We start from the raw sequence: 14,042 nt of genomic DNA, 5'->3' as shown, positions 1-14,042 counted from the left end.
GTTTGTCGTGATCAAATGGATAAATCGCGCCCTTGCTAAAAAACGATCGTCCACCCCGGCTGATTTGCCTGCTGCTTGGTATAGGACACGCCATGCACCTTCACACCGTTCTGGTTCAGCAAGGTGATGATGCCTCCCTTGTTGGACAGCGCGACCGGAGGCTGAATATCGATCCAGCGCGTCGCACCCGGCTCTATTGCCCCGCCTTTCAGAACACCGTAATTATTGAGCGGCATATTCTTCCCCGGGTTTACAGGGTTTATTCGGCGATCTGCTTATTCAGCATAGCTGCAAACCCAGCTATCCACTCTTCGAATACCGTGCTTCGATCGAACCCCTTTACCCCCTATGCCAATGCGGGTTAAACTCTTCACAAATCTACTCTTCGGGCAACATTTACCATTTCAATCGCAGGTAGCCTTCTGTTTGATTAAAATTGAAGCGTAGTCGATTCATGCCACGCCGGATCGCGAACTGCCTGGGCGATGGCTTGAATGGTCCGGCGGCTGAACGGGACTGCTCGATTCGAAGTCGTGTTTCGCGTGGCGAGAAAATGCGTAATTCGAACTGCCCGGTGTGAATTTCCCGTAACTCCGGGGCAAATGGCCGGGCGAGCGGCTCTCCTATGAACACACCCTCTCCCGGCCATGCCACGCTCTTCCAGTAAGCCTCGATGGCGCTTGCACCAAGCGCGTAATGAAACATGGCAATAGCGGGAAAAGGAAATTTCTGCATATGGCTGCAAGGTTCCACTACTGTGCCGTAACTGGCCGTGGCTCCGGCTTCAAGCCATTGCAGGCTGCTCATCTGGCTTGAGCCTGTAAGCTGCCCTCCCGCCGAGGTCAGATGGTCCGCCAATGCACCCGGCAAAAAATCCAGCGTATCGAGCTGCGGTACCCGAACCAGTCCCGTGAAGTAAAATAGAACGTCGTGCCGATCGGTAATAGCATCCGTTTCAAGAATCTCGATAGGAAAAACGCCGTTCAGTTGCTGTGCCGTCATTTCGAAATAATTCGCGCGCACGCTTCGCGCCTTGTCAGAAGTAATGACAAGATAGGCGTGTCCTGCGGGGAAAGTGTGATCGGCCGCCACCCCGCGATCGATCAGCGATTTGACCTGTTCGAAATCGAGCCCCGCCAACATCATCGCCGGCCTCAACTGGTGGTCACTGACAGGATGATGACTCGGCGAATTGAAATAGGGACTGGCGGCAGTTGCGCTGCAATTAAAGGAACAATACTTCTCGTCGAATCCGAAAGCCAGCGCAGAAGTCAGCGACATGCAATCCACCCGGTAGGGAAGAGTCCAGGCCACTGCGTAGGCCTGGACGTGCGCGGGCACCTTCTGGTCTATCTCGGCTTTCAGTTCCTGAAACTCCTCCCGTGACAGTGCGGTTCGACCGGGAGAAAACTGTAAATGAATCATATTGGACGCCGGAATGCCGCGCGCCTCGCGGTAGTACTGTCCAATCTGCACTGAAAGAGGGTCGCTGTCATTGATGATGACGGCGACGTCGTCAGAGGTAAGGCTGGTTTGCGGCAACTGGATGTGCGTTTCGGCCTTGCCTGTCGACGGAAGCAATAACAGCATGACAAGTGGAGTGACGACAAGGAGCGCAACCCGCGTTGCCAGAAGAAAGCTGGATTTGCTACCGGTGCGCTGCATCTCTCTGGGTCAGGCGCAGTACCCGCTGCAGGCGGCAGGTGGAAAAGCATCCAGGAAACCAATGCCTCGAAAAGGGGATCAGAGAGGGATTGTTATTCCTTATTGCATCAATACGTTTCATCCTCATGCATCATAATGATTCCAGAAGAACAGGTCTACCTTCCATGCTGTCACTCCATGATCTTCTTCACCGGCAGGTTCCTCGAGTTCCAGTAACGAAGCTGCTGGTGGCGACCAACCTGCTGATCTTTGTAGCGATGCTTGCCAGCGGAGCAGGCTTGTGGCACTCATCCAACGGCGTACAACTCGCTTGGGGCGCCAATTTCGGTCCCGCTACCCAGGATGGGGAGTGGTGGCGCCTCGGGACCGCCATGTTCCTTCATTTTGGGCTGGTCCATCTCACATTAAACCTCTGGGCGCTCTGGGATGCAGGCCAACTGGTTGAACGCATGTACGGGCACGCGCGCTTTACCGCCCTCTACTTTGCCACCGGTCTTGCCGGCAATCTGCTCTCGCTGGTTGCCCATAAAGGCTTGGCCATCTCCGGCGGCGCTTCAGGCGCCATTTTCGGCCTATATGGCGCCCTGCTGGTATTTCTCTGGCGCGAGCGCGGCAGGCTGCACCCCCAGGAGTTCCGATGGTTTTTCTGGGGCGCCACGGCTTTTGCAATTGTCAGCCTTGGGCTGGGCCTCGCAATTACCGGTATCGATAACGCTGCTCATATCGGCGGCTTCGTGACCGGTCTGCTGGGTGGAATAATATTTGCAGACCCCGCCAGGATGAGCGGAAAGTCTTCTCACGTGTTCAGCAGTCGCCTTTCCGCTATAAGCATTCTTGCACTGGCCCTCTTCACGCTAATCGTTCGGATTCCACCTCCCGCCTATAAGTGGAGCGAGGAAGTATTGGCGCGCAAGGAAATCGGCAATTTTCTGCGCGATGACCGGGCAATCACCCAGGCTTGGCAGCATATACTCGATGAGGCCAGGAGAGGAGGAATCTCCTTTGACGAACTGGCGGGACAAATCGATACTGCGGTGGGTAATCCCTATGAAGAAAGCTTCGAGCAGCTTTCGGAACTTCCACCTGATCCCGCATTGCCTTCTGCCGCTACGGTAGAAATGCTGCGAGACTACGCCGAACGCCGCAGGGATGCGTCCCGCGCGCTTGCGGAAGGTCTGCGCACCCACAATCCCGCGCAAATCCGCCACGCGCTGGAAATGGCGAGGCAGCCGCTCCAGTTACCCAAGCTCTCTCCGCCAACCCCGTCCGCCCTACCCCGCTGACGCTGCCCGATCCCGCGTTTCGCGAAGATAACAACCCGGGTCAAACCTGGGGAGAAGGGATTCCGGGATAGGATAAGACGAGTCGCAAAAGCCGATTGCGTGCCGGGAATCATGGGCTTTGCTGGATTTCAAGCGAGACAATCGGATAAATATCTGCATGGAAGGGCTACGGTTTAGAAAGCAATCTGATATTGCAGTACAAACTGATCTCTGCTGGAAGTCTTGACAATATCGCCGGAGCCGTTGGCATTGAATATAGGCCTGTTCTGATAATCGAAAGTAAACTTGCTGTTGTGTCCTTTCAGAAACCAGTTGATCCCCACGTTGAAAACGTTCATTTGGTCGTGCAGGCGCTCGTAGTTGGCGCTCATGAGCGAGACGTACGGCATCAATTGCCCATTGTTTGAGCCGAGCAAATTTCTGGGCAACAGATGTCCGAGTTGAGCGTACCACACATCTCCTGTGCCAAACATGGGGAAGGCGTTGCCGGATCCATTGAAGCTTCCGCCTTCCGGGCTGAGTCCGTTGGCGGAGTTTAAACCCACGCCATTGTTCCGGATATATGCAGGTCCGTAATCCAGGTTGAAGTATCCGAGGTAGGCCGAAATCGCCGTTTCCTTTATCTTGTCGATGGGTGCGTCAAGGTAGCCGGCAACTGACCAGAAATTTAGGTCGTGGAAATGGGGATTCGCCTCAGTGCCTGTCCAGGTGGCATTTTTTTGTGTAATGAATCCAGCCTCCAGGTTCAATACACTCTTCTTCCCCAGGTAAGTGCCTTGCATGAATGGATTGGTCATGGGTTCGATATCCCAGAAATTCCACAAGAAAAAACCCTGAAACTGTTTTGTATGAGTATCTCTGGCAAAAGTGGCGTGATCGGGGGAAATAGGAACAGGGGGTTTACCACTGGTCGTTATGGGAAAAGGATCGCTCGCGATCACCCGGTAATTGAATTTGCCGATCTGCCCTCTCAGGTAGATGCTTAATTTTCTGTTGAACAGGTCGGTTTGATCCACCGTGGCCTGAGCGAAGATCGGTAAATCCATGGTCATAATGGTGGCGCCACTGGGATTAGTGAAACGTGAAAGTCCATTGGCTATGGTCAGTCCGCCTCCTGCGATGAGTTGATGACCCTGAGTCAGGCGCAGTTCACCAAAGGCATCATGAAAATAATGGTCGATGTGCCTGTCGCCGTTCACTTGAGACAGGAAGTTGAAATTGTTCATCCCGTACTGCACATAAAAATAGGTACGATCGGTGAGTTGCCCTTGCAATACGAGACGGGTCCGACGCAGACCGATGTCTGTTGTATCATCTACCGGCTCATTCAATATGAGTGATCCCGGATTGTTCTGCTCATATCGCAGCCAAAGCTGGTTCAGCATCCCAAATTTGATATATTGACTGCCATCCTCGTTCAAATTGAATTTAAACGGATCCTTTTCCTTCCATTTTGCATAACCAAATCCTCCTTCGGGTTTTTCCGGACCAGCTTCCTGCACTTTTTCCACTGATTTGGGAGCGTCCCGCGGAAGCATTCCTCCTTCGTCTTTACCTTTGCCAGGGGCAGTTGCTTCGCCTCGGTTATCAGCGGCGGCTGGTTTTAAAGGCTTGTCTGCAACCCTCTCGAAAGTACCCATGCGTACGCGTCCCTCCCCAGGCTCCGCATAAATCTGCTTTGTTCGAGTATCGACATACAAATCGATAGCGCTCTCCTGAAAAGACCCGTCATCCGAATTTGCGGGTGAGATTGGAGATTTCCTGTCATTGGCATACAAAGAAGCAGGCAGGAGAAAACATGACAAAAGCATTAATTGAAGACTGAATCTCATCAGACAGACTCGAAATCAAAATTCGGAAAAAACAGGGATACGGCATATGTTTTTCAGATATTATCTGTTCCATGTTTTTATATGGAACAGATAATATTTCATTTGCTTATCTCTTTTTTATCGATGAGATTTTCAGTTTTAATCAATAATCTAATTACAAATTGGCAAGACCTGGAAAAGAATGGAAATATGAAGAAGAAGTATTTTTGGAAAGGGCATGCGCCCTTTGTCATATAACGGGAATAAGATATTCACCTCGCTATATGACAAAACAATTTCGACGGGGAAACGGAGAGAAGTGGGAATTAACGCACGAACTGCTTTCAGGGCATGGCGAAATCCTTATCTACAATCGATCTGTCCCCAAATCTTCCTCATTGCGCCAGGTCGCGGAGATAAGTCCAGGGATAAATGCCGCGATCATGCCCATCACTGAATATCAATTGCACGCCATACATTCCAACGGGGCGAATTTCAGTAATGCGTAATTGCTCCGGTAGCACGTCGCCGGTTTTTCCTTGCAAGTGAAAAGATTTGCAGTGGGAACATTGGCAGCAGGTGCGTAAAAAGGCATGGGTAAGCCGCTGCTGCCTTCCGTCGCTCCAGAGAATCTCCAGTGTTCCAGTACGGGTATGACTGGAAATGGTCTCGACGTGGATCAAGGATCAAGCCCTATCGTTTCGAGGGTCTCTCTTGAAGATTCACGGGACTTGGCTGTCTGGATTTGGGCAATCGCGAGGCGTGCCGATTTACGGACTTCCGGGTCCGCATCATTCTCGATTTGTTTGAGCGCAGGCAAGCCTCCGGAAGCGCCTATCTCACCTAAAGCCAGCGCCGCTTCCTTACGTAAATTACTGATGGGATGATCAAGTGTGACTATCAATGCAGGCACCGCCCGGGAATCCCGCAGGTAACCCAGTGCCCTCGCAGCACTTAGTCGAACTTGCCAGTAAGCATCATCGAGTGCCGCGATGAGCGGCTCAAGCGCATTCCCCAGCCGCCGCTTGCCAATGGTGCCTGCCGCTTCTTCACGCACTTGCCATGCCCCATCACTCAAACCGCTCAACAGGGCAGGTAATATAGCTTCGCCGGAGGCAAAGCCTACTGCGCCAATAGCCGCCCGCCGCACTTCGGATTCAGGATCTTCACGAGCCAGGGCAGCCAGGGCGGGTAGCACCTCGGGTTGTTTCAGATAGCCCAGCACCGCCACCGCCTCGCGTCTCACGGCTGCATCTTCATCAGATAATGCGGCGAGCGCGGGCAATGAACTTTCCTTGATGCGCAGCTCGCGCAAAGCGCGGAACAGCGCAGCCCGCACGAATGCGTTCGGGTGCTTCAGGTGTGGAAGCAGGAATCGTGCCGATTCGGGCTGTTTCAATTCGCGCAGGCTTTGGGCTGCAGCTTCCCTGACTGAAGCATCAGGATCATCCAGAACAGCGATCAACGCCGGGATGCTAAGCTCGTTTTCAAACGCTTCGAGCGCCTGCACGGCCTGGAGCCGAACGGACGCCACAGGATCCCGTAAGCTGTCGACAATAAGGGTTACGTGGTCATCACCTTCGAAATCCGAGATATCGAGTAGCGCAATGCGCCGCACCTCACTATCGGTCGCCCTTAATCGCGTCCGTATATTATGTAATTCTGGATTATCCTCGAAGCTCATATTCGTGTTCTCTCATGATGTACGTACTGTCATCTGCCTTCTCACCCTCAAGGGTAAGGAGCTGTCCCCAATGGAGTAAGGCGTCGCAACGGAAAATCCGCATTTTTCAGGTGCAGCAATTCCAGGCACCGGCGTTTGAGATGAATGAAATGATCCGATGTCCATATCTCGGACTGGCGTGGACGAGTAAATACAACGGGAATCTGTTCAATGATCCGGCCGGGCCGAGGACTCATAACCAGGATGCGATCAGCCAGAAACAGAGCTTCGTCGATATCATGCGTAATAAACAAGATGGTGGTCCTGATACGCTCCCATACATCCAGCAGCAGTTCTTGCATCATCATTCGCGTTTGTGCATCCAGTGCGCCAAAAGGCTCATCCATCAGCATGACGCGCGGATGATTGATGAGCACGCGGGCGATCTCTACCCGCTGCTGCATTCCTCCGGACAACTGGGAGGGATAGTGCTGTTCGAATCCAGCCAATCCCACCAGTTTCAATAGTTCACGTGCACGCTCATGGCGTTCCGCACGCGGCAGGCCTTTCATCTTGAGGCCGAAGGCAACGTTGTCTATCACTTTCCTCCAAGGGAAAAGCGTGTGGTGCTGAAACACCAGACCGCGATCGGAGTGCGGTCCTTTGACAAGCTGGGCATCAACCTGGATGCTGCCGCTGCAGGGTGCGAGATGACCGGCGAGTGCGCCAAGCAGCGTCGATTTTCCACAACCTGAGGGCCCTAGCAGGCAAACAAACTCGCCGGGCTGGATCGAGACGGATACGTTTTGCACCGCTTCAAATTCGTTTTTCCCGTGCCCCAACCGTATATGCAGGTTTTTTATGTCTATTTGACCCTGCATTTGACCCTGTATCGCCGGCACCGGGCTGCTTTCAGCCAGCAGATTCATCATTTATTCGCCCCGGAAACCCGCCACGGCATCATCGCATTGCCAAGCTTCCGTATCGCTAGGCTGCTCGTCATGCCCAATAAACCAATCAGCAGCATGCCCACCACGATCTCGGCATAATTCTGGACGGTGTACGAGGCCCAGGTGTAGTAACCGATACCGAACTGACCCGCTATCATTTCTGCCGTCACCAGGCAAAACCAGGCGGTTCCCATACCGATCGACAAGCCGGTAAATATGCTCGGCGCCGCCGCTGGCAAAATCACTTCGGTAAATATCGCACCGTGGCCTGTCCCCAGGCTGCGTGCGGATGCAATCAGTCGCGGATCTATAGCCTCCACCCCATGAATGGTATTGAGAAGAATCGGAAACAGGGCGCCGGTGAATGTGATGAATATCATTGACAGCTCGGAGGACGGAAACATGAGGATTGATAGTGGAATCCAGGCAACCGCGGGAATGGGTCGCAACATTTCCAGGGGCGGCAGCAATGTGTCTCCAGAAGTACGCGAGCGACCAATTATCAGTCCGAGTGCAATACCTGTCACAACCGCTATCAAGTACCCGCTGAATACGCGTGACATGCTTGCTGTCAGGTGAGAGACTATTTTCCCGGATTGGAGCAATTCCCATCCGGCTGCCAGTACTTCCTGGGGAGAAGGCACATTCTGAAAAGTTACTAACCCCAGATCTACATGGTGCGTGGAAGCCAGGTGCCATGCCAGAACGCAGATGCCGATCGAGGAGATACGCCGTACCAGGCGCTCGACTTCAAGTTGATGAGGTCTTATCTTTTCAGACGAAATAGCTATTGCTTCGGTAATGCTACTCATGTTTGCACTCCTTTATTTGGCATGTGCAGAGGCAGGCGACGACCTGGCAAAGGCATTCGTGATGCCGGCTGTATGAGCGACTTCCGCAGTTCCGGCGGTTGCAGCAGATTTTGCTGCGCGAAAATCAAGCACGGCACCTCCCTCGGCCCGGACCTGGGCCTTGGCATCCTCTTTCAGCAGGAATGCGCTGATGCCGTTTTTACTCTGGACGAACCAGGCATCACCAGCAAGCAGCTTGATGCCGTTATTACTGTCCTGGGCATAGGCAACGCGAACCTGTTTGCCTGCTTTTTCCAGCGCACTTAGATCGGCAAATGCCGATTCCGGCGAGGCATAGTGGCGCACCAGCGGTTCTCCTTTAACCCATATCTGGGCAACACGCTTGCTGTCGGTGATGGGCTGGCCTGTGCGGGCATCCCTGGCATTGAGCGGCAACCGGGAATAATTTTTCAGATGGGCTTCGTAATCCAGTCCTGCCTGCCTGAACGCAGCGCGGATATAACGATCGTCAATGAACTTCTCCGCATCGAGATCGACGGCTGTTCGCTTCATTAACCGCAGCGTTTCGATTGAGGTCTTGATCGCCTGCCGGTATTCGGGTTTCCATGTGAAATCGCGCGTCTGCAGCCCCAGGGGACCGTGGAACAGGTAAATGATCTCGGCTTCGATTCCGGTTACCCTGGAGATAAGCGTGCTGTATTTCTCCGGTTCCGCCACCAGTAGCCGGTCGGCTTCGATTGCCGCGCGCAGGAATGCGGTAACGATCTCGGGGTATTTATTGGCGTACTCGGCGTTCACCAGGCTGCCATGCATGGTCGGAGCATGGGCTTGAGAACCGTCATAGATCTTTCTGGCAAAGCCGCGATAGGGAAACAGCTCGGCGAATGGCACAAAATCGGCGTGTGCATCGATTTTGTTAGCTCGAAGCGCTGAGCCCGCTACCTCCGGTGACTGCGTGATGATGGTCACATCCTTGTCCGGATCCCAGCCCTGCTGAGCAACGGCACGCAGGAGCATACCGTGCGAGGTTGAGGCAAATGGCACGGAAATGGTCTTTCCTTTCAGCTCGGCAAGAGAATGCACGGTGGAAGCTTTAGGAACGACAATGCCGTTGCCGCTGCCCGAGGTGCTGCCGGACAAGACGCTGATAAAAAGGCTTTGCTTGCCGGCTTTTTGAAATGCCGCGCCATTGAACGAGCCGGGGAAATCTGCCATCGACCCGATATCAAGCTTTCCCGCCACCATTTCGTTCGTCAAGGGGGCACCGGAGGTGAAATTTTTCCACTGGATGTCATACTCGGCGTGCTGATACTTACCCTCGCGTGGCAGGTATTTCTCCAGTAATTTCAGTTCTCGAATCAGCACCCCGCCAGCGGCGCAATTAATGGTGGTATCCTGCGTGCCGATTGCAATGCGAATAGTTTCAGCATGTGCCGCGTTTACGTTTATGAACGACATGCTGAATACGAGGCTAATCAGTTTTTTTTGGAAGTTCATGTCCGCTCCCAGCGGTTGTCAATATCAATCAGCACAATCCCTCCCTCGATTCCATCTCGTGCAAACCGGAGGTCAGGGTCCGCGCTTACCCTCAACGCAAGAGATATGGAATATCCACGGTTACTGCACCGGTCGGGCAATCTTTTTCGCAAGGCATGCAGTACCAGCACTCGTCGAATTTCATATAGGCCTTTCCCTTAGTGAGATCGATGGCAAGCACGTCCAATGGACAAACATCGACGCATACGCTGCAACCCTTGTCCGCAATGCATAGATCTTCATTGATACGGACGGGGAGGCTGGCAGACGTGAAAGCGGTTGGCATAGGTTCTCCTTACATTCCTTAAACAGGGGCGACATCCGTTTCGGTTTTTGTCTTGACGGCTGCGTTTTCATGAATGCGCAGCTGTTGGTATGCCGATATTTCGTGTTCGTCCGGGTTGATAATGTACGGATCGACCGGACGCTTGAAGCAAGTCATTGCGCCATTGATTTTTTTCACCTGCACATGGACAAACCACTCCCGGTCGTCACGATCCGGGTAGTCAACCCGGTTGTGGTACAAGCCCCAGCGGCTTTCCGTGCGATATAACGAGGCGCGTGCAGCCAGTTCGGCGCAATCACGGATAGCATGCACTTCCAATGCGCGCATCAGTTCATGTGGATCACGCGCAATCAGGCGATCCAGATCCGCTCTTATTTCCTCAAATCGGGCCAGCCCTATTTCCATCTTTCGGGTAACTTTAGGCGGCTGCAGATAGTCGTTGACCATGCGGCGCAGCTTGTATTCCACCTGGGATGGCGGCAGGCCGTCTGCACGCGATAGCGGTCCGGACACTCGTGCTTGTTCCAGCTCCACCTGGATTTCGTCGATATCTGCCAAGGGCGTGCCAGCGCAACGCGCTGCCGCGCTTTCACCCGCGATTTTTCCGTACACGAATGCTCCGAGCATATAATTGTGCGGCACGCAGGCCAGGTCGCCCGCTGCATACAAACCTTCAACCGTGGTTTCCGCGTGCTCGTTGACCCACACCCCTGAAGCCGAATGTCCGCTGCACAAGCCGATTTCCGAAATATGCATTTCAACCATCTGCTTGCGATAATCGGTTCCCCTGCCCTTGTGAAAACGCCCCCGGCTGGGCCGTTCATTGGTATGCAGGATCGTTTCAATGGTGCTGATGGTTTCGTCCGCCAAGTGGTCCAGTTTCAAAAAGACGGGACCGTTGCCGCTCTGCAGCTCGCGGTAAAACTCCATCATCATCTGCCCGCTCCAGTAGTCGCATTCGATAAAACGCGCACCTTTGCTGTTGGCGGTATACCCTCCAAGAGGACCTGTTACATAAGCACAGGCAGGGCCGTTGTAATCCTTGATCAGGGGATTGATCTGGAAGCATTCGATACCGCTCAGCTCGGCACCTGCGTGATACGCCATGCTATAGCCATCCCCTGCATTGGTCGGATTTTCATACGTCCCGAAAAGATAACCGGACGCGGGCAATCCCAATCTTCCCGCCGCTCCTGTCGAAAGAATGACCGCCTTCGCGCGGATGACATGAAAATCTCCCGTCCGGCAATCGAATGCCATCGCACCCGCCACGCTTCCATCTGCGGCGATCAACAGGCGGGTGGCGACGAGGCGATTGGTAATGCTGACTCGGGCGCGCTTCAAGCGCCTGTATAACACCCGCTTGATATCATGGCCTTCGGGCATGGGAAGTACATAAGTCCCCATGTGATGGACCTTCCGCATCGCATAGTCGCCGGTCTCATCTTTTTCGAACCTCACGCCCCATCGATCCAGCTCTTCGATCATCGAAAAACTGTTCCGCGCATAGGCCATGATGGTTTTCTGGTTGACGATGCCATCGTTCGCTATCGTGATTTCCTTTACATACTGTTCCGGCGTGGCATGCCCTGGAATCACCGCGTTATTCAAGCCATCCATACCCATCGAAATCGCGCCGCTGCGCTTGACATTCGCTTTTTCCAACAGCAGTACCCGCAGTTCCGGATTGGCCTCCTTGGCTTTGACCGCAGCCATAGGACCTGCAGTGCCGCCACCGATGATGAGTACATCCACTGTCTGAACATGAGATTGCATGAATAGTCCTTGCCAGGGGTCAGTACGCCGGGTTCAGCGTACGAAGGGCGGTCATATGTTTTTCAAGAACAGCCATTTGTTTCATTTCATCCGCTTTTTTAGGCACAGCCTTGGTTTTAGCCATTAACATCCTTTGCCGGAAATTTTGAAAATCCCTTGGTTCTCCAGGTTGCCTTGAAGCTGTTCAGAAGGCGCTGTTCAGAGGCACTGTTCGTGTACTACGAATTTGCGTCCCTACGAGGATGCAGAGGATGGCAGGGTAAGCCGGATCCGGATGACAACTTCCGGGTGACGACTCAGTAAAAGGTAATTCATGGATGATTTCCGCCTCTCTGCTATACAAGTGATGCTGGGGGTATGCAGATACTACTCAGGTAGAAAATAAATTAAAAACAATAAAATCTGATTTCATTATCAGAAATTAAGCTATGAGCCGTGTTGCGGGCATCATCAACCCGGAAGCTGGCCAATGCAGTTTTCGAGCCGGGAGCGTGATTTATCGCGGGGAGGTCTTCGGGAATTCTTGATGTGTGATCGATGAAACTCGAACTGGCTAACATTCCGCTCTAGGAAATACAGGAATTTCGATCACCGGGAAATAACCAGGATAAGGAGTAATTACGGGGAATATTTACTGGATAGTGCCTCTATAGCGCTTGAATGCAATAGAAAGAGCAAGCAGGATTTCTCACCGGCGCTTTGTTCAGCAAACTTGCCAAGCCTGCCTTGAAGAGGCTTAAGTTCTTATTGCGAAAAGATTATCGAATAGCAGAAAAAAGAATAGATCGTCTTGAAGGACATTTCGCCGGGTAGAAAGGACTGGGAATGCGGTAGCTTTGATAGATTTCAATGTTTGGGAACGCAATCGCTACACCGCCCATAAAGAATCAGGTCATATTTATCGATCACGAAGTTGCGGGGTACGTGAAGATTGTTCTTTTTGATGCTGTCGTGAATGTCGAATACCTTGCTGCAGGTACTGCACTTGAAGTGATAGTGGTCATCCAGCCTGGCTATTTCGTATCGGTCCGCTTCACCTGGCAGCTTGACGGGCAGTATGTGTCCTTCTGCCACGAGATCCCTCAATGTCCGGTAAACGGTAGCAATACTCAGAGAGGGTACCGCAGCCTTTCCTGCCGCAAGTATTTCCTGTGTCGAAAGCGGCCTTCCTGCCCCTGAAATAACGTCAAGAATTGCATCCCGCTGCCGAGTATTACGTTCCATGGATTTGCCTCAACAATATCGTCCCATATCTATATAGATATTATCCGATTCGCCAGCCTCTTAACTCCTATTATGTCATCAGCAGCCTTGACCGGATACTATTGCTATTGATATATTGTTATCATTAACAATAACTGAAGAAAGAGGAGATAGATGAGCCTTACATCGAAAAGCAGTATCTTGGGACTGGTCGCTTTGGCGCTGACGCCATTCCCCTCTTCGGCAACTTCGAGGCATGATGAGGGAATCGGGTTTTATATTGGCTATGATGGGCTGTCAACGATAGCTTCCGGGACGTATGCCGGATTATCCAATCCGAACTCGAACCGCCTGACTCTTTTGCTCGATCACGGCAACCATTTCCATGGGATCGGGACATACAGTTACACTGGGCCAGCCGCTTCGCCCGACATACTGTCAACCAACACGAATAATCGCATTCCTGAGATTTCTTCCAAGGAAGAACCTCTTCCGCTGGCACAAGGGAATGGAATCTACGCAGATACGTTGCGAACAAATGTTAGCAGTTCGGAATATAGCTATCTCGGCATAGCTTCCATTCAGTCACTTGCCAACCACCCCTCAGGCAGTATGGAAGACGTTCTTCTCCACAGCAGTGATAACCGCTGGTCAGGTCAATTGAACGATGTGGAAATCGGACTCAAGCTGGTCGAGAGCACGCCTGGACTACATATCGGGACGGAAATGACGAAGCACATCTACGGCGGCGGCAATATATTTACCCTCGGAGCAGGCAATGATTTCGAGTTCAAGCCGGTTTATTGGGTCGATGCAGCGGCTCCAGCGGGCATTTACTCGGCAACTTTCGAATTGCTGAATACGGAAACAGGTTCGTCCGTCCTGGACTCAGGCACCTTTCATTTCGATTTCGCTGTTTCTCCTGTACCCGAGCCGCACACTTACGCAATGCTCCTGGCGGGTTTGCTCCTGTCGGGATCGATAGTGCGAAGGCGGGTGCGCTGGCTGCACTACTGATACTTCCCCTGCTCTTTCCCGTAAATAAAAGTCTCATTCT

Annotated in this window: 13 protein-coding genes; 2 read left to right on the top strand and 11 right to left on the bottom strand. The window is 52.7% G+C overall.

Going from position 1 to position 14,042, the window contains the following annotated elements:
• Positions 1-35: 35 nt before the first annotated feature.
• Positions 36-236 carry a hypothetical protein gene (locus BMW46_RS15105; RefSeq protein ID WP_074706312.1) on the bottom strand — a complete coding sequence of 67 codons (201 nt, stop codon included), beginning with the start codon at positions 234-236 and terminating at the stop codon, positions 36-38.
• Positions 237-396: 160 nt separating this feature from the next.
• A complete protein-coding gene (locus tag BMW46_RS06665) occupies positions 397-1,665 on the bottom strand; it encodes a TIGR03790 family protein (RefSeq protein ID WP_143121418.1) in 1,269 nt (422 codons plus the stop codon).
• A 164-nt stretch (positions 1,666-1,829) separates the two neighbouring features.
• Here BMW46_RS06665 and BMW46_RS06660 point away from each other — a divergent pair, with 164 nt between their 5' ends.
• Positions 1,830-2,948, top strand: coding sequence for a rhomboid family intramembrane serine protease (locus BMW46_RS06660; RefSeq protein WP_074706634.1), 1,119 nt, complete (start codon positions 1,830-1,832; stop codon positions 2,946-2,948).
• A gap of 173 nt (positions 2,949-3,121) precedes the next feature.
• On the opposite strand, the gene BMW46_RS06655 is transcribed toward BMW46_RS06660, so the two are convergent.
• The 9 genes from BMW46_RS06655 to BMW46_RS06615 all read right to left on the bottom strand — a co-directional run bounded on the left by BMW46_RS06655 (position 3,122) and on the right by BMW46_RS06615 (position 13,006).
• A complete protein-coding gene (locus tag BMW46_RS06655) occupies positions 3,122-4,648 on the bottom strand; it encodes a hypothetical protein (protein ID WP_256376982.1) in 1,527 nt (508 codons plus the stop codon).
• A gap of 506 nt (positions 4,649-5,154) precedes the next feature.
• Positions 5,155-5,442 carry a gamma-butyrobetaine hydroxylase-like domain-containing protein gene (locus tag BMW46_RS06650; RefSeq protein WP_143121417.1) on the bottom strand — a complete coding sequence of 96 codons (288 nt, stop codon included), beginning with the start codon at positions 5,440-5,442 and terminating at the stop codon, positions 5,155-5,157.
• Positions 5,439-6,443, bottom strand: a complete 1,005-nt coding sequence (locus tag BMW46_RS06645; RefSeq protein WP_074706306.1) for a HEAT repeat domain-containing protein — start codon at positions 6,441-6,443, stop codon at positions 5,439-5,441. Before BMW46_RS06645 ends, BMW46_RS06650 begins: the two co-directional genes overlap by 4 nt.
• A 47-nt stretch (positions 6,444-6,490) precedes the next feature.
• Positions 6,491-7,354: an ABC transporter ATP-binding protein gene (locus BMW46_RS06640; RefSeq protein ID WP_256376981.1), complete on the bottom strand. Its 864-nt coding sequence runs from the start codon at positions 7,352-7,354 to the stop codon at positions 6,491-6,493.
• Entirely contained in the window at positions 7,351-8,184 is an 834-nt protein-coding gene (locus BMW46_RS06635) for an ABC transporter permease (RefSeq protein ID WP_081355705.1), read from the bottom strand. Before BMW46_RS06635 ends, BMW46_RS06640 begins: the two co-directional genes overlap by 4 nt.
• A 12-nt stretch (positions 8,185-8,196) precedes the next feature.
• Positions 8,197-9,681, bottom strand: coding sequence for an ABC transporter substrate-binding protein (locus tag BMW46_RS06630; protein WP_081355704.1), 1,485 nt, complete (start codon positions 9,679-9,681; stop codon positions 8,197-8,199).
• A 91-nt stretch (positions 9,682-9,772) separates the two neighbouring features.
• Positions 9,773-10,006 carry a 4Fe-4S dicluster domain-containing protein gene (locus tag BMW46_RS06625; RefSeq protein ID WP_074706304.1) on the bottom strand — a complete coding sequence of 78 codons (234 nt, stop codon included), beginning with the start codon at positions 10,004-10,006 and terminating at the stop codon, positions 9,773-9,775.
• An 18-nt stretch (positions 10,007-10,024) separates the two neighbouring features.
• Complete coding sequence (locus BMW46_RS06620) at positions 10,025-11,782, bottom strand: fumarate reductase/succinate dehydrogenase flavoprotein subunit (RefSeq protein WP_074706301.1); 1,758 nt, start codon at positions 11,780-11,782, stop codon at positions 10,025-10,027.
• An 846-nt stretch (positions 11,783-12,628) separates the two neighbouring features.
• The gene (locus BMW46_RS06615) at positions 12,629-13,006 is read right to left on the bottom strand and encodes a Fur family transcriptional regulator (RefSeq protein ID WP_074706299.1); all 378 of its coding nucleotides are present in this window, start codon (positions 13,004-13,006) and stop codon (positions 12,629-12,631) included.
• 153 nt (positions 13,007-13,159) lie between these two features.
• Here BMW46_RS06615 and BMW46_RS06610 point away from each other — a divergent pair, with 153 nt between their 5' ends.
• Positions 13,160-14,002, top strand: coding sequence for an all3515 family Zur-repressed PEP-CTERM protein (locus tag BMW46_RS06610; RefSeq protein ID WP_074706296.1), 843 nt, complete (start codon positions 13,160-13,162; stop codon positions 14,000-14,002).
• Positions 14,003-14,042: the final 40 nt, after the last annotated feature.

It is taken from the genome of Nitrosospira multiformis (genome assembly GCF_900111585.1).
In the GTDB taxonomy this organism is placed as follows: Bacteria; Pseudomonadota; Gammaproteobacteria; order Burkholderiales; family Nitrosomonadaceae; genus Nitrosospira; species Nitrosospira multiformis_B.
Note: the sequence above shows the minus strand (reverse complement) of the source record. Positions and strands in the feature narration are given on the sequence as shown.